The 15361-nt window shown below is 59.5% G+C and carries 20 protein-coding genes; 3 read left to right on the top strand and 17 right to left on the bottom strand.

Annotated features, from left to right (window positions below; translation table 11 throughout):
- The first annotated feature begins 66 nt into the window (after positions 1 to 66).
- The 3 genes from ACR9Y2_RS09675 to ACR9Y2_RS09665 all read left to right on the top strand — a co-directional run bounded on the left by ACR9Y2_RS09675 (position 67) and on the right by ACR9Y2_RS09665 (position 3030).
- Positions 67 to 1539, top strand: coding sequence for a ThuA domain-containing protein (locus tag ACR9Y2_RS09675; RefSeq protein ID WP_435040940.1), 1473 nt, complete (start codon positions 67 to 69; stop codon positions 1537 to 1539).
- A gap of 126 nt (positions 1540 to 1665) precedes the next feature.
- Positions 1666 to 2319 (top strand): hypothetical protein, encoded by a 654-nt coding sequence (locus tag ACR9Y2_RS09670; RefSeq protein ID WP_435040939.1) that lies wholly within the window; start codon positions 1666 to 1668, stop codon positions 2317 to 2319.
- Positions 2320 to 2370: 51 nt separating this feature from the next.
- Complete coding sequence (locus ACR9Y2_RS09665; protein ID WP_435040938.1) at positions 2371 to 3030, top strand: hypothetical protein; 660 nt, start codon at positions 2371 to 2373, stop codon at positions 3028 to 3030.
- Here the strand turns inward: ACR9Y2_RS09665 and ACR9Y2_RS09660 are convergent.
- From ACR9Y2_RS09660 to rpmD, 17 genes are all read right to left on the bottom strand, one after another.
- Positions 3027 to 4010, bottom strand: a complete 984-nt coding sequence (locus ACR9Y2_RS09660) for a KpsF/GutQ family sugar-phosphate isomerase (protein ID WP_435040937.1) — start codon at positions 4008 to 4010, stop codon at positions 3027 to 3029. The two genes, ACR9Y2_RS09665 and ACR9Y2_RS09660, sit on opposite strands and share 4 nt — an antisense overlap.
- A gap of 1 nt (position 4011) precedes the next feature.
- Complete coding sequence (gene tig, locus ACR9Y2_RS09655; protein WP_435040936.1) at positions 4012 to 5307, bottom strand: trigger factor; 1296 nt, start codon at positions 5305 to 5307, stop codon at positions 4012 to 4014.
- A 116-nt stretch (positions 5308 to 5423) separates the two neighbouring features.
- Positions 5424 to 6617 carry a methionine adenosyltransferase gene (metK, locus tag ACR9Y2_RS09650; RefSeq protein WP_435040935.1) on the bottom strand — a complete coding sequence of 398 codons (1194 nt, stop codon included), beginning with the start codon at positions 6615 to 6617 and terminating at the stop codon, positions 5424 to 5426.
- A 402-nt stretch (positions 6618 to 7019) separates the two neighbouring features.
- On the bottom strand, positions 7020 to 7382 hold the full coding sequence (locus ACR9Y2_RS09645; protein ID WP_435040933.1) for a cupin domain-containing protein: 363 nt from the start codon (positions 7380 to 7382) through the stop codon (positions 7020 to 7022).
- A 72-nt stretch (positions 7383 to 7454) separates the two neighbouring features.
- Positions 7455 to 7910, bottom strand: a complete 456-nt coding sequence (locus ACR9Y2_RS09640) for an Hsp20/alpha crystallin family protein (protein ID WP_435040932.1) — start codon at positions 7908 to 7910, stop codon at positions 7455 to 7457.
- Positions 7911 to 8111: 201 nt separating this feature from the next.
- Positions 8112 to 8576, bottom strand: a complete 465-nt coding sequence (rplQ, locus tag ACR9Y2_RS09635) for a 50S ribosomal protein L17 (protein WP_435040930.1) — start codon at positions 8574 to 8576, stop codon at positions 8112 to 8114.
- A gap of 29 nt (positions 8577 to 8605) precedes the next feature.
- Positions 8606 to 9649 (bottom strand): DNA-directed RNA polymerase subunit alpha, encoded by a 1044-nt coding sequence (locus ACR9Y2_RS09630; protein WP_435040929.1) that lies wholly within the window; start codon positions 9647 to 9649, stop codon positions 8606 to 8608.
- Positions 9650 to 9661: 12 nt separating this feature from the next.
- Positions 9662 to 10294: a 30S ribosomal protein S4 gene (gene rpsD / locus ACR9Y2_RS09625; RefSeq protein WP_435040928.1), complete on the bottom strand. Its 633-nt coding sequence runs from the start codon at positions 10292 to 10294 to the stop codon at positions 9662 to 9664.
- Positions 10295 to 10508: 214 nt separating this feature from the next.
- The gene (gene rpsK / locus ACR9Y2_RS09620; RefSeq protein WP_194447974.1) at positions 10509 to 10916 is read right to left on the bottom strand and encodes a 30S ribosomal protein S11; all 408 of its coding nucleotides are present in this window, start codon (positions 10914 to 10916) and stop codon (positions 10509 to 10511) included.
- Between the two features lie 37 nt (positions 10917 to 10953).
- Complete coding sequence (gene rpsM, locus ACR9Y2_RS09615) at positions 10954 to 11337, bottom strand: 30S ribosomal protein S13 (RefSeq protein ID WP_435040926.1); 384 nt, start codon at positions 11335 to 11337, stop codon at positions 10954 to 10956.
- A gap of 20 nt (positions 11338 to 11357) precedes the next feature.
- A complete protein-coding gene (gene rpmJ, locus ACR9Y2_RS09610; protein ID WP_194447972.1) occupies positions 11358 to 11471 on the bottom strand; it encodes a 50S ribosomal protein L36 in 114 nt (37 codons plus the stop codon).
- A gap of 12 nt (positions 11472 to 11483) precedes the next feature.
- Complete coding sequence (locus ACR9Y2_RS09605; protein WP_435040925.1) at positions 11484 to 11726, bottom strand: translation initiation factor IF-1; 243 nt, start codon at positions 11724 to 11726, stop codon at positions 11484 to 11486.
- On the bottom strand, positions 11705 to 12475 hold the full coding sequence (gene map, locus ACR9Y2_RS09600; protein ID WP_435040923.1) for a type I methionyl aminopeptidase: 771 nt from the start codon (positions 12473 to 12475) through the stop codon (positions 11705 to 11707). The genes ACR9Y2_RS09605 and map overlap by 22 nt, the downstream gene beginning before the upstream one ends.
- Positions 12472 to 13149 carry an adenylate kinase gene (locus ACR9Y2_RS09595; protein WP_435040922.1) on the bottom strand — a complete coding sequence of 226 codons (678 nt, stop codon included), beginning with the start codon at positions 13147 to 13149 and terminating at the stop codon, positions 12472 to 12474. The genes map and ACR9Y2_RS09595 overlap by 4 nt, the downstream gene beginning before the upstream one ends.
- Positions 13150 to 13221: 72 nt before the next feature.
- Positions 13222 to 14625 (bottom strand): preprotein translocase subunit SecY, encoded by a 1404-nt coding sequence (gene secY, locus ACR9Y2_RS09590; RefSeq protein WP_435040921.1) that lies wholly within the window; start codon positions 14623 to 14625, stop codon positions 13222 to 13224.
- Positions 14626 to 14688: 63 nt separating this feature from the next.
- The gene (gene rplO / locus ACR9Y2_RS09585; protein WP_435040920.1) at positions 14689 to 15162 is read right to left on the bottom strand and encodes a 50S ribosomal protein L15; all 474 of its coding nucleotides are present in this window, start codon (positions 15160 to 15162) and stop codon (positions 14689 to 14691) included.
- A gap of 15 nt (positions 15163 to 15177) precedes the next feature.
- On the bottom strand, positions 15178 to 15360 hold the full coding sequence (rpmD, locus tag ACR9Y2_RS09580; RefSeq protein ID WP_194447966.1) for a 50S ribosomal protein L30: 183 nt from the start codon (positions 15358 to 15360) through the stop codon (positions 15178 to 15180).
- Position 15361 lies beyond the last annotated feature (1 nt).

The following is a 15361-nucleotide window of genomic DNA, read 5'->3' as shown; positions in this document are numbered from 1 at the left end:
CGCAACCGCCTTGTCACGCGCGTATGCTGGAGGGGGTTTGATAGCACGCAGTACCGAGGTTCGAGCATGTTCCGTTCTCTTTTGTTCCTTCTCTGCCTGACCGCCGAGGCACAGGTCCCGCAGGTGCCCGACAAGTTCTTCTTCGAGGAAGGGAAGATCCGGGTTCTGATCCTGACGGGCCGGAACAACCATGATTGGCGGACGACTACCCCCTACCTGCGACGCGTCCTGGAAGTGACGGGGCGCTTCGACGTGCGCGTGACGGAGGAACCCTCGGGCCTGACGGCCGAGACGCTGAGGCCCTACGATGTTCTGATTTCCAATTACTGCGGACCCCGTTGGGGCATGCCGGCCGAAAAGGCCGTGGAAGAGTTCGTGAAGGGCGGCAAAGGCCTGGTGGTGGTGCATGCAGGCAGCTACCCATTTGGCGAGACCGCGGTGTTGAGCGAGAAGATGGGGCGCACGGATGTCTACCAGCCGCCTTGGACCGCGTGGGGCGCCATGGTGGGCGCCGTCTGGTCGGACAAGGATCCGAAGACCGGGCATGCGCAGCGGCATGCGTACGAGGTGAAATGGCAGGATGCCGCGCATCCGATCGCGGCGGGCATGAAACCGTCGTTTCTGCTCAGCGATGAGCTGTATCACAACTTCCGTCTGAAGCCGGGCGTACACATTCTGGCGACCGCCTTTGATTCTCCGAAGATCGGTGGCAATGGCAAAGAAGAGCCGCTGCTGTGGACGAACGTGTATGGTACTGGGCGCGTGTTCCACACCGCCTTGGGGCACGATCTCGATGCGATGCAATCGACGGGTTTCACGGCCAGCTACGCGCGCGGAGTCGAGTGGGCCGCGACCAGGGCCGTGACCCTGCCCGCGCAGGTGGACCTGCATCCGGTCAACAAAGATGCCCTGCGTGTGCTGCTGGTGGCGGGCGGGCATGATCACGAGACTTCGCTCTATGGCGCCTTCGAAGGCTGGCCGGGTGTAAGGGTGAATGTGGATCCACACCCTGCGGCCTTCCGCGGCGACCTGCGGAAACGGTACGACGTCGTGGTGCTCTATGACATGATTCAGGACCTGCCTGAGGCGCAACGCAGGAATCTGCAGGACTTTGTGGAATCGGGCAAGGGCCTGATTGTTCTGCATCATGCCGTGGTGAGCTTCCAGTCCTGGGAGTGGTGGTGGAAAGACGTCGTGGGCGGTCATTACTTCGAGAAGGCGACGGGTGAGCATTCGGCGTCGTCGTACCTGCACGACGTAGAGATGGTGGCCACACCGGTGGGCACACACGCCATCACAAAGGGCCTGCCGCAGATGCGTGTCCTGGATGAGACGTACAAGAACGTTTGGCACTCGGCCGGGATCCAACCGCTGCTGACAACGGATGAGAAGACCTCGGACAAGGAACTGGCCTGGATCAGCCCGTATGAGAAATCCCGTGTCGCGGTGATTCTGCTGGGGCATGGGCGGGAAGCGCACGAGAGTCCGTGGTTCCGGAATCTGCTGCACCGGGCGATCGTCTGGTCCGGCGGGCGGTAGGGGGCCGGAAGGAGGCCCCTTGACGACGGCATGTGGCGGTGGTATTGAGAGGAATCTGGTTAATCGATAAACGCACCTTAAACACGAATGGATGAGCCGCAGTTCGGCGCATCGAGGAGGATGTCCATGTGGTGCAGGCTGGTTCTTGGTGCTTTGCTGTGCTTCCCTGCCAGTGGAGCTTTGCTGGTGTATCAAGCGACTATTCACGCCTCAATTGGGGACGGAAGTCCAATTTCGATGCCGGGATTTCCCTCTGGCTTGGGGACGCTCGAAGCGTACTTCCTAGACTGGAAGCTCACTGGCGGTGCGTTGGCGCTGCACTGGCCTGAGCCCTGGTCTGAGGAAACTCATGTGTCGGTCATCACATACGAGTGCTGGGCAGATGCCATTCTGTTACAACCCTTCGACCCTGAGATCAAGCTTCATCTTGGACCTGGTATAGATGGCGGCACGGGCATGGTCGGGGTGGGATTGGATGGTTCGGCTCACGGAAGAAGTCGAAGCTCAGGACCTCCGGAGGGAGTGACAGGGTGGTTGAGTATCAGCTACGAACAGCACGAGTTGACTGAGTGGGGGTACTTCGATCCGCCGATCGGCTACGTTGTGCTTGATCTCACACTTGTGTACAAATACGTGGAATACGGCGCCATTCCGGAGCCCGGTACCGGGCTGCTCACGGGTGGCCCACTGATTCTGGTTGCCTTGGCCCTGGCTCGACGCCACTGGAGCCAGCGCAAGCACAGGCTCGAAATGAGGGGTGAGCCGGCGCCGCGGTTATGATGTCGGCGAGTGGCGGATGAGCCGGTGTTCGGCGCATCAAGGAGGATGTCCATGTGGTGCAGGCTGGTTCTTGGTGCTTTGCTGTGCTTCCCTGCCAGCGGTGGATTGCTGGTGTATCAGACGACGGTCGATGCGTGTTACGGCGAGTTCTGTAGCTCTTACAACGTCGCTACGTTGCCGGATTTTCCTGACGGGCTCGGCAAGCTCGAATCGTACTATCTCGGTTGGGACTTGAAAGGCTTTGCCTCAGTCGGGATCTCCATATGGGAGCCTGAACCCGGGTACGGCTGCTTTGGATGGCTCAGCTACACTGCGAGTGCATCTGGGTCGTTCACTCCATCGGAGCTCCCGGGTATCCATCTCGACTATGGGCACGGAGAACAGATGTCGCACGAATGCGGGGAGTTGATTGAGGTCGGGCTCAACGCATCGTCAAAAGGTGGTATTGGAAGAATCGGATCGGTGAGCGGGATTTCGCTGGAATTCACTTTCTACTATGGGGAAGAGTCTCACTTCTCCCCGGGTTTCCACGATCCGGTGTTTGTTGGAGTCACTGGAACCCTCTCAGTCGCGTACAAATACGCTGATCTTGATGCCATTCCGGAGCCCGGTACCGGGTTGCTCACCGGTGGCCCACTGATCCTTGCCGCTTTGGCCCTGGCTCGGCGCCGCTGGAGTCCGCGCCACCACAGGTTCGAAATGACGGATTAGCCGGCGCCCCGGCTGCTCTTCGCCAAACCCGCCTGATAGATATCGTGCAGCCGGAGCAGCCCCAATGATTTGCTCTCGGAATCCACAACGGGCAGCAGCGAGAGCTGCCGGGGCCGGTTCTCCATCAAAACCAACGCTTCGCGCAGTGTGGCATCCGGGCCGATCGTCTGCGGCGCCACGGTCATGATGTCGGCCGCGCGCAATGGACGGATATCGTCGTGTAATTCCAGCGCCCGGCGCACATCGCCGTCGGTGATGAGGCCGGCTAGCGCGCCTTGCGGTGTAAGTACGCACGCAGCGCCTAGCGATCGGCGTGTCATGACGATGACCACCTGGCGTAGAGCTGCCTCCGGCGTCACCCAGGCTACGTCGTCGCCCGTGTGCATCGCATCACGGACATGGAGCCTCAGGTTCCGGCCGAGTTGCCCCGCGGGATGGAAGACCCCGAAGTCCTCGGGACCAAACTGACGAGCCTGCATTAGGGATACCGCCAAGGCATCACCTAGGGCAGCAGCCACAATGGCGCTGGCGGCGGGTACGAGATTGTGCAGGTCGCCTTCCTGATCGACACCGGCGTCGAGGACAGCCTGGCACACACGCGCCAGCGGGCTGTCGGTCTTGCCCAGGATGCCGATGCAGGACACGCCGGCCTGCTGCAGGCGGGGAGCGAGCCGGACCAGTTCCTCGGTCGCTCCGCTCTTGGAGATCAGGATGACGACATCGCCGGTCTGGACCAGGCCGAGATCGCCATGGACAGCTTCCGCCGGGTGCAGGAATGAGGCAGGGGTGCCGGTGGCGCACAGCGTGGCGGCGAGCTTGCGGGCCACGTAGCCGCTCTTCCCCATGCCCGTTGTGATGACGCGTCCTTCGGCCTGGAGAATGAGGCGCGCGGCGTGTTCGAAATCGTCGCCCAGACGTTCAGAAGCCCGCGCGATGGCGCGGGCTTCCGTTTCCAAAAGATGGCGGGCCGCCGGCAGCATGCTACTCGGCCGGTGCTGGCTCCGGAGGGGTGGTGGGCGCTTCCTTCACAGCATGTTCGAAGAGGAAGTTCAGCGTCTTTTCCGTGATGATGCGGTTGGCGATGCGTGAGAGCGAGCCGTCCTTCTCCATGCGCATGCGGGCCGCGGCGACAGGTTCGCGCTTCTGGCGGGCAATGCGCTGGACTTCGGCGTCCATCTCTTCGTTGGTCACGCCAATGCTCTCGGTGGTAGCCAGCTTGCCAAGCAGCAGGGAGGCCATCACGTCACGGCGAGCCTTGTCCTTCTGCGTATCCTTCAGCTTGGTCCAATCGAGCTTGATCTTGCTGGTGTCGATGCCCTGCGCCTGCCACTGACGCATCTGGCTCTCCACCGTATTCTCGATCTGGTTTTCGACGTAGGCTTCCGGCACCGGGAAGTCGTGCATGTCGACCAGCTTGTCGATGAGCTTGTTTTTGGCTTCGTTTTGGGCGGCGAACTCGCGCTCGCGGAAGATCGCCTTGCGGATCTCTTCGCGCAATTCGGCGATGTTCTGGAAGTCGCCCAGGTCCTTGGCGAAGTCGTCGTTCAGTTCGGGCGCTTCCTTGAGCCGGATCTGGTTCAGGGTGACGGCGAACTTGACGGTTTTGCCAGCCAGACGCTCGGCCGCATAGTCGGCAGGGTAAGTGATTTCGGCGTCGTGCACGTCGCCAGGCTCGGCGCCGCGCAGGGCATCACTGAACGCCTGGAACGTATCCTTGCCGCCGATCTCGATATTGATGTCGTCCTGCGTCATGGGCTCGCCTTCGATGCCCTCGATGGAGCGCAGCGAAACCAAGCAGTGATCACCGTCCTGAGCGGGGCGCGGGTCGACGTTGACGAACTCGGCCTTGCTCTCACGGATCTCTTCGATGCGGGCGTCGATGTCGGCCTCGGTGACGACAGGCTCGGCGTACTCGACGGTCAGCCCGCGCGTCTCTTTGAGCTCGAACTCGGGCGCGACTTCGAATTCAGCCTTGAAATGGACAGCTTCGCCCTCGTGGAAATGAAGGTCCTTGACGTTCGGCCGGCTGACGACGTGGAGGTTCTCCTTCTCGCATTCCTTGTCCAGGTACTTCGGGATGAGGTTTTCGAGAGCCTCCTGCCGGATATCGCCCATGAACTTGGAGCGGATGATCGACGCCGGAGCTTTGCCCGGGCGGAAACCTTGAATGTGCGCCTTGGCGCGAACCTTCTCGACTACCTTTTCGATCTCCGCGGCGACGGCGTCGGCCGGGATATGGATGTCAAGAGAGTGCTTACAACCTTCGATGAGTGCCAATTTCCAAGAACCTCCACACACCAAAAGGCGGGCCTCAAAGGCCCGCCCAGTAGTGGCTGAATTTGCCAGTTGATCGTTTCGGCGCGAATGAGCCTGAACTAATAGTTTCGCACGGTTTAGCTACGCGCTGCTGCCGCAATCCGCGCATCTTCCCGCAGGCCGTCGGCCTTGTCGGTGAGTTCCCAGGTGAAGCCTTCGCCCGTGCGGCCGAAGTGGCCGAACGCAGCGGTGGCCCGGTAGATGGGACGCCGCAACTTGAGGTGCTCGATGATGCCCTTGGGAGTCAACGGGAAGTGGGCGCGCACGAGCTCGGTGAGGCGCTCTTCATCAATGAGGCCTGTGCCGAACGTGTTCACCAGGACGCTCACAGGATCGGCCACGCCGATGGCGTAGGCGAGCTGGACTTCGGCGCGCGAGGCGAGGCCGGCGGCGACGATGTTCTTGGCGATGTAACGGGCCATATAGCAGGCCGAACGGTCAACCTTCGTCGGATCCTTGCCGGAGAAGGCGCCGCCGCCATGACGGCCCATGCCGCCGTAGGTGTCGACGATGATCTTGCGGCCGGTGAGGCCGGTGTCGCCGTGCGGTCCACCCACTTCGAAACAGCCGGTGGGATTGATGTGGTACTTGGTGTTGGCGTCCACCATGTCGGCCGGAACCACCTTGCCGATGATGTCTGCCTTGATGGCTTCCACCAGCCCGTCGGGCATCGTGTTCGGCTTGTTGGGGTTGGGGTCGTGCTGGGTGGAGACCACAATCGCGTCAATGCGGGTGGGCTTGCCGTTCACATACTCGACGCTGACCTGGCTCTTGCCGTCAGGGCGGAGGAAAGAAACTTCGTTCTTGTTGCGGGCTTCAGAGAGGCGCTGGACCAGCTTGTGTGCCAGCATGATCGGCAACGGCATCAATTCCGCCGTCTCGTCGCATGCATAGCCGAACATGAGGCCCTGGTCACCGGCGCCGCCGGTATCCACACCCATGGCGATGTGGGGCGACTGCCCATGCAGCAGGTTGATGACTGCGCAGGACTTATAGTCGAAGCCGTAATCCGAGCTGGTAAAACCGATGTCTTTGATGACTTCGCGGGCCAGGTCCGGAATATCGCGGAAGAACTTCAGGTTGCTGGTAGTAATCTCACCGGCAACGATACAAGTACCCGTGGTCACCAGAGTCTCACAAGCCACACGCCCGGTAGGGTCTTCCTTCAGGATCGCGTCGAGAACTGCGTCGCTTACCTGATCGGCGATCTTATCGGGGTGTCCTTCTGTGACGGACTCCGACGTAAATATGTGTCGGCTGACGTCGGCCAATGCAAATCCCTCCTGGGAATGACAGTATTGATCCCGGGAGCTCTGCGGAGCAGGCCACGGGTATTTCAGGGTTCCTCAGACAGTCTAGCGGACGAGTTTGAATAGCGTCAATGACTGGGGAGTAAAGGGGGATGGGCTCGGCTGAATGGGGAGATTTGAGGGGTGAGTGGAGGACGATGGAGGTGCCGCCGGGGATGCGAGGTGAATCGGCCATACCCTGGAAAGGGACAGTTCCTCCTTTATTTGCCTTGGCGGCTGAGGAATACGCGCATGTGCACAGGAATCCTCCTCGAGGCCTTGGGGAAGGAGTTCCGCAGCGATCGCCCGGCCAGAACCGAACCTGCGAACGGGCATTACCGGATCTGGACCAAGCTCAATCGAGGCTCCTGGCCGATAACGAAGCTATCGATCGCGGTGGACCGTGTCGGGCGTGAATGCAGGCAGGCAGACGGCGATATACTCGGCGCCCTCCGGGTACGGAGTGGAATAGCGGATCCACTCGCCAGGCTTCGTATGGACTGCCTGTCCAGCCTCCACATCCAGCGTACCGCCTTCGAATTCGACCCTGAGCATCCCCTTGAGTACAACGGTGAACTCGTCAAATTCAGGCCGCTGCCCGGGTTCCAACCAGCCGCCGGGCGAGCGCATGTGCGCTACCGAGACCTTTGTGTCACCGGAATTGACGCAACCGACGTACTCATCGATAAGTTTCGGAAGGGTCCCCGCTGCTTCAATACGAGTGGGCGCTGCAATGAGTTGGGGCATAGCCCCATGATAATAAGCCGGTTGCCCGGGCAAGGGCAACCGGCTACGAGAAAGTGCAGTATCCGGAACAGCTTAGTTGGCGCTGCCGACGGAAATCTTGACACTCTTCGGCTTCGCGACTTCCTTCTTGGGTAGGGTCACCTTCAGAACCCCGCTGTCAAACTGCGCGGAGACCTTCTCCACATCGACGGTTTCCGGCAAGGTGAAGACGCGCTGGAAAGAGCCATAGCTGCGTTCGATGCGGTGATAGCCGCCCTTCTCCTGCTTCTTTTCAAATTCCCGTTTGCCGCTGAGGCTCAGTGTTCCGTCTTCAATTTTGATGTCGATCTCCTCGAGCTTGACGCCCGGGATATCGGCAGTGAGGACGAGTTCGTTCTCATTCTCAGCGATATCGACAGCGGGCGACCAGGGGCGCGACGTAGGCGACTCGGAGAGAAATCGATTGAGGGTGTCCTCGAAGAGTGAGAGACCAGCCGTTGGGAAAGCCTCGAAGGCGGCAAAAGGGTTACGACGAGTGAGGTTGCTCATATCTATTGCTCTCCTATCAAACAAATCTTACAACCTCACTGTACGCTATGTTAGTGGCTATGTCAAGCGTCTTTAGCGTACCACACTCATATCTTCTCTGACTCAGTACTCTGCCCGCCTTCGCTCCCCGCTGGAGACGCAAAAAAGCGGGCGCTCCGGAGAGCGCCCGCTTGTCTTCGAACTATTTGTAAGTGTTTGAAACTACTCGGCTGCTTCGCCACCCTCTTCAGCTTCGCGCCCTTCGCGCATAGCCTTGAGGCGTTCTTCGCGCCGCTTGGCACGATCTTCAGCGCGCTTAATCAGCTGCGAGCCGACGAGTTGCAGGATGGCCTGCTCAGCGCCGTCGCCCTTGCGCCATCCGACGCGAACGATCTGGGAGTAGCCGCCGTTGCGCTGCGCAAAGCGGGGCCCCAGCTTGTCGAACAGTTTCTTAACCGAAGCCGGCGTCATCAGAAACGATGCAGCCTGGCGGCGGGTATGGAGCGTGTCCTGTTTGGCCAGAGTGATCATCTTTTCCAGCAGCGGCTTAGCCGCCTTGGCCTTCGGAACCGTGGTCACGATCCGCTCGCCTTCACTCTCAATCACACTGGTGACCAACCCGCGCAGGAGGGCACGGCGGGCGCTCGTGTCCCGCTTTAACTTAAAACCAGCTCTCTTGTGTCTCATTTCGCTTCTCCTAGGCTCTCCTGCGAGTGTTACTCACCCGCCAACTGGGCACTCTCGTCTTCTTCGTCGTCGCCGGTAATCGGGCTGGGCGAACCGCTGGGCCCGATCAGACGGCCGGACGCGTCGATCTTCATGCCAAAGGAGAGTCCGAGCCCGGCGAGGATCTCCTTGATTTCGTTCAACGACTTGCGGCCGAAGTTCTTCGTCCGCAACATTTCGGCTTCCGTCTTCTGAACGAGGTCGCCGATCGTTTGGATATTTGCGTTCTTTAGGCAGTTGTATGAACGAACACTGAGCTCGAGCTCTTCCACAGAGCGGTTCAGAATCTCGTTCATGTGGCCAGCCGCGCGCTCCACCGGCTCTTCCACAACATCGGGGGTTTCCTCGAAGTTGATGAAGATCGCCATGTGATCCTTGAGCAGCTTGGCGGCCATGCCAACCGCATCCTGAGGAGAAACTGCGCCGTTCGTCCACAACTCGAGAATCAGCTTGTCATAGTCCGTCATCTGGCCCAGACGAGCTGCTTCGACGGTGTACTTCACCTTGCGGACAGGAGAGTGAACGGAATCGATGGGGATATAGCCGACGGGCAGATCTTCATCGAAGTTGCGGTCACGGCTGATATAGCCGCGGCCCTGCTTCATGCGCATCTCGATGTGGAGCTTGCCTGCGGCCGAGACAGTAGCAATATGGAGATTTCGGTCGAGAACCTCCATATCCGGTCCCGTTTCGATCATCGCCGACGTGACTTCGCCGGGCTGGTCAACGCGCAGAGTGATGGTCTTTACGCTGTCGTCCATCATCTTAAACGGAACCTGCTTCAGGTTCAGGATGATGTCCGTGGCGTCTTCCACCACGCCGGGGATCGGGCTGAACTCATGCTCGACGCCTTCGATACGGACCGCGGTAATCGCGGCCCCCTCGATGGAGCTCAGCAGGATGCGGCGCAGCGCGTTGCCGATGGTCGTCCCGAAACCGCGCTCGAACGGCTGCGCGGTGAACATGCCATACCGTTCGGTCAGAGTTTCGGTATTTGCGACCAGCCGCTTGGGTTTCTGGAATCCTTTGAACATCGCACGCTCCTCTTACTTCGAGTACAACTCGACGATCAGCTGTTCTTCGAGCTTGATCTGGACGAGATCTTCGCGCTTCGGTTGGCTCAACACGCGTGCCTTCAGATTCTCGCGATCTACTTCGATCCAGTTGGGGGCGGGCAGGTGGGCAGTTGCCTCGATGGCACCCTGGATAGCCGAGTTCAGCTTCGACTTCTCGCGCACCTCAACAACATCGTTGGGCCTCACGATATACGAAGGAATGTCAACTTTGTGGCCATTGACGGCAATGTGTCCGTGACGGACGAACTGACGGGCCATTGCCCGGGAGGTGCCAAAACCAATCTTGTGGACGATATTGTCCAGACGGCGCTCCAACATGCTGAGCAGGTTCTCGCCCGTGACGCCCTTCTGGCGGACGGCCTTCTCGAACAGGTTTCGGAACTGAATTTCTCCGACGCCATAGAACCGCTTCGCCTTCTGCTTTTCACGAAGCTGCAGGCCGTAGCCAACAATCTTGGGCTTACGGTCTTTACCATGCTGTCCCGGAGGAAAATTGCGCTTTTCGATGGCGCACTTTTCACTGAAACAACGTGCGCCCTTTAAGAAGAGTTTCATGCCCTCGCGCCGGCACTGCCGGCAGACGGGACCAATGTAACGAGCCAATGGACCTCCTTCGAACTACCTGCTGATGAGGTGCAGTTTACGGAATGCTGGGGAAGCTTCCCTTCATCCTGCTTAACAAGAGGAAGCCGGGCGCAAGGCCCGGTCCTCAATTCCTGGCCGTATAAGGGCCATTTACAATATTACACGCTTCATGCAACGCTTGCACGTTTCTCGCCAACTGCGGGAAACACAGCAGCCTGAAGACTCGCCGCAATCAGACGCGACGCTTCTTCGGGGGGCGGCAACCGTTGTGCGGGATGGGTGTCGTGTCGCGGATGGTGCGAACTTCGATCCCGGCGGTGGCCAACGCACGGATAGCGGACTCACGACCGGATCCGGGACCGGCGACGCGCACTTCCACCTGACGCAGGCCGCTCTCCTTCGCCTTGTTGGCAGCAGTGAGCGACGCTTGCTGGGCAGCGAACGGCGTACCCTTGCGCGAACCACGGAACCCGAGGGAACCCGAACTGGACCAGGCCAGCGTGTTGCCAATGGGGTCGGTGAAGGTGACGATCGTGTTATTGAACGTAGCCTGGATATGGCAGTAGCCCACCGGTACGCTCTTTTTTTCCTTCTTCTTGAAGGATTTCTTCTTACTGGCCTTAGCTTGCTGTTTCGCCATCTTGAACGTCCACTCCTATCCTGCGCTCGAGCTCCGCTTACTTCACTCCGGCTTTCTTCTTGTTGGCCACAGTGCCACGGCGCGGACCCTTCCGCGTTCTGGCGTTCGTATGACTGCGCTGACCGCGCACCGGCAGGCTGCGGCGGTGGCGCAGGCCTCGGTAGGAACCCATCTCGATGAGCCGCTTGATGTTCATCGAGATCTCCTTGCGGAGATCACCTTCTACGGCCCCTTCGTCTTCCAGGATCTGACGGATATGGGCAACTTCTTCTTCTGTTAAATCCGAGATCTTCTTGTTCGGGTCGATATGAGCCCGGTGCAGGATCGACTTCGCACGGGTGCGCCCGATCCCATAGATGTATGTAAGGCCAATTTCAGCCCGCTTGCGAGCCGGCAGATCCACACCTGCGATACGCGCCATAGCTTTCCTCGATTCTCCTACTAGCCCTGCCGCTGCTTATGCTTGGGGTTCGTGCAGATCACTCGCACCACACCTTCGCGGTTGATAATCTTGCACTTATCGCACATTTTTTTGACCGACGCCCGAACTTTCATCTCGTGCCTCTTCTAGTCGTTCTTTAGAACTTTTACGATCCGCCCGCGGTTCGGGTCGCTGGCAGTCAATTCCACCTCGACACGATCCCGCAGCCGGAGCCGCACAAACCCACGCTGGACCGCCGATGCCAGATGGGCTACCACCCGGCGACGATCCGCCAGCTCCACCAGATAAGTAGACGCCGGCAAAATCTCAACCACTTCGCCGCTGGCGCCCGGCCCGCGGCCCGCATTTACGGCCGAGTCAGAACCCATGGACCGTTCGCGGTGATCGCCACACAGTGTTCGAAGTGGGCCGCATTGCTGCCGTCCTTCGTAACTGCTGTCCAGCGGTCGGACAAAACCTTGGTTTCGGGCCGGCCCGCATTGACCATCGGCTCGATGGCCAGCACCATACCCTCTTTCAGCCTCGGATTCTCGTTGCGGCGGTCCACATAGTTCGGAACTTGCGGCTCCTCATGGAGCGAAGTCCCAATCCCATGCCCCACAAACTCACGCACGATCGAAAATCCATTTGAAGTGACATGCCGTTCCACAGCGCTGCAGACGTCAAACAACCGGTTCCCGGCTTTCATCTGCCCGATCGCCAACTGCAGGGACTCTTCGGTCACCCTCAACAGCCTCTTCACTTCGTCGCTCACTTCGCCCACCGGAACAGTCACCGCTGAATCACCAAAGTAGCCTTCCAGGCTCACCCCGGTATCAATCGAGACGATGTCGCCCGACTTCAACACGCGCTTGGCCGACGGCATCCCATGCACCACTTCATCATTGACTGAAGTGCAAAGAACAAAGGGGAACTTACTCCCCGCCGCGGGCACGTAGTAACCCTTGAAGGCGGGCTTCGCGCCGGCATCCTTCATCATCTTCTCGGCCACAACTTCCATGTCATGTGTCGAGACGCCCACCTGGGCCATTCCGGAGACCTGTTGAAGGATTGCGTGCACCAGCAGGCCGGCACGCCTCATCTTCTCTAGTTCTGCAGGACTCTTCCGGATAATCATTCCAAACTCAATACCGCACACACCGCCGACAGGATCACTTGAGGACTACCTACGCTGCCATCCACCTCGTGGAATGCATCGCCGGAAGCGGCGAAATACGCCAACAAAGGACTGGTCTGACGGTCATAAGCTTCCAGCCGCTCGCGAATCACGCTTTCCCTGTCGTCGTCACGAACCACCAACCGGCTGCCCTCGTTGTCACAAATGTCGGGGGACTTGGGCGGATGCGAAGTGAGACTGTACAACGCACCACAGACAGGACACTGCCTGCGGCCCGCTATACGCGCGATAATCCTATTGTAATCCACTTTCAAGTGGATCACCACCGGCTCAAAGCCGCGCGCCCGCAATTCACCATCCAGAGCCTCAGCCTGCTGAATCGTCCGGGGATATCCATCCAGGATGAATCCACCCGCACAGTCCGGCAAGGAGATCCGATCGTTCACCAGCCGGTTGACGACATCGTCGGGAACCAGCCGGCCAGCCTGCATCAAATCCTTGACTTGTAACCCAAGGGGGTCGCCCGTGGCGATCCGTTCCCGCAGCATATCCCCTGTCGAGATGTGAGGAACCCGAAGCTGCTCCTTCAGAAGAGCCGCCTGGGTGCCTTTTCCCGATCCAGGGGGGCCGAACAAGATCAACGCCTTCGGGAGTCTATCGCCCGTTTGCCGCATAAGCACCTTATTGCTTGACGCCTCGGCGGGCGCTCTCCTCGAACTGGGAGGAGCCCGAAACGAATTCCATCACTACATTCCGCTACGCCGGCCACGAATACGGCCTGCGCGCGGAGTGAATCCTTCATAGTGGCGCATAATCAACTGCGCCTCCACCTGATTGACCGTGTCCATGGCCACGCCCACGACGATCAGCAGCGAGGTGCCGCCGAAAACGAACGTGACGCCCAGGCCATCCAGCAGCCATCGCGGGAAATTGGCATCAATCCAGTTTCCAAGAATGGCCGGGGGCAGATGCTGCAGCTTGATGCCGCCGATCATCAATTCCGGGATGAGCGACAGGATCGCAAGGTACAGACCGCCAACCACAGTGATGCGCGTCAGGATCTTGTTCATGTAATCGGCCGTGTTCTTGCCAGGCCGGATACCCGGAATAAAACCGCCGTACTTGCGCATGTTGTCGGCGGCTTCGTTGGGGTTGAAGATGATGCTGACGTAGAAGAATGAGAAGAAGATGATCAGCGTGATGAACAGGATGATGTACAGCGGTTCACCACTGCGAATCGAACTCAGGAAGCCGGACAGCCACTTGTTATTCGCGATGAAGGGGATGTTCAGCATCGTCAGCGGGAACGCCAGCAGCGAACTCGCGAAGATGACGGGAATCACACCGCCCGCATTCACCTTCAGGGGCAGGTGAGTGGACTGTCCACCCATCATGCGGCGCCCGACCACGCGCTTGGCATACTGTACCGGAATTCGACGTTCACCCCGCTCCACCAGGACGATGAACGCGACTACGGCGATCATCATCAGCAGGATGATGATCAACTGCAGCGGATGCCAGGTATTGGTAACGAACGTATTCTGATAGACATTGCCGATGGCGGAGGGAAGGCCGGCCACGATTCCGGCGAAAATGATGAGCGACATGCCGTTGCCGACGCCGCGCTCAGTAATCTGCTCACCCAGCCACATGATGAACGCCGTACCGGTGGTGAGCGTCAACATCGTCAGAGCAATGAAACCGAAACCCGGATTCACGACGAAGTTACCTTGACCCTGCAGCGCCGTCGCGATGAAGAGCGACTGCATGAGGCCCAGGCCGACAGTCAGGTAGCGAGTCCATTGGGTGATCTTCCGGCGTCCCAGTTCGCCTTCCTTCTGGAGCTTTTCCAGGGTAGGCACGACGATCGTCAGCAATTGCAGGACGATCGAGGACGTGATGTACGGCATGATGCCTAGAGCGAAGATCGTCAGCTTACGGAACTGACCGCCGGAGAACAGATCCAGGAATCCGAACAACGTTCCCTGATTGCGCCGGAAAAACTCCTCGAACTTGATAGCGTCCACGCCTGGGATCGGGATCGCCGCTCCCAACCGGTAGACTGCGAGCAGGCCGAGGGTAAACAGCACACGGTTCCGCAGATCGGGTACCCGGAATATGTTGGCCAGAGCTTCGAAAAACTTTTGCATGGGCTGCCTTGCTGATGCGAATGCGCCGCCATGCTCCCGGCACGCGGCGCTTCCCGAAAACGACTACTTAGCGGGCTTTTCCTGGCGGACCTTCGGAGGGATCACCGTGACGGTGCCGCCGGCGGCCTTGATCTTTTCTTGAGCGGCTTCAGAGAAGAGATGCGCTTCCACAGTGATAGCGCGCTTCAGTTCGCCGTTGGCCAGGACCTTCAGGCCATCGCCCAACTTCTTGATGATACCTGCCGCCTTGAGACTGGCGGGCGTAAAGGTGTCGCCTTCCAGCTTCTCGAGGTTTCCAACATTGATGACGGCATACTCCTTCTTGAAGATGGCGTTGGAGAAGCCACGCTTCGGCAGGCGGCGGTGCAGCGGCATCTGGCCGCCTTCAAAGCCGCGCATCTTGGAGTAGCCGCTGATCGACTTGGCGCCCTTCGCGCCGCGGCCGGAGTACTTACCGCGACCGGAACCCATACCGCGTCCAACGCGGCGCTGGGTCTTGACTTGCCCCTTTGGCGGTCTTACTTCGCTGAGGTTCATGGCAATCCTATTCCCTTACTCGGAGACGACTTTCAGCAGGTGGGGCACTTTGATAGCCATCCCGCGAAAGCTCGGCGTATCCGGCTTCTCGACCACCTGGTTGATCTTGTGCAGTCCGATCGCCCGCACAATCCGCTTGTGCTTCTCGGGGCTACCGATCGGGCTGGAAATCAGCATGATTTTGATTGTGGCAGCCATG

Origin of the sequence: Paludibaculum fermentans, from assembly GCF_051172195.1 — a bacterium.
Taxonomy (GTDB): domain Bacteria; phylum Acidobacteriota; class Terriglobia; order Bryobacterales; family Bryobacteraceae; genus Paludibaculum; species Paludibaculum fermentans_A.
This window is presented reverse-complemented; position numbering and strand designations above follow the sequence as displayed.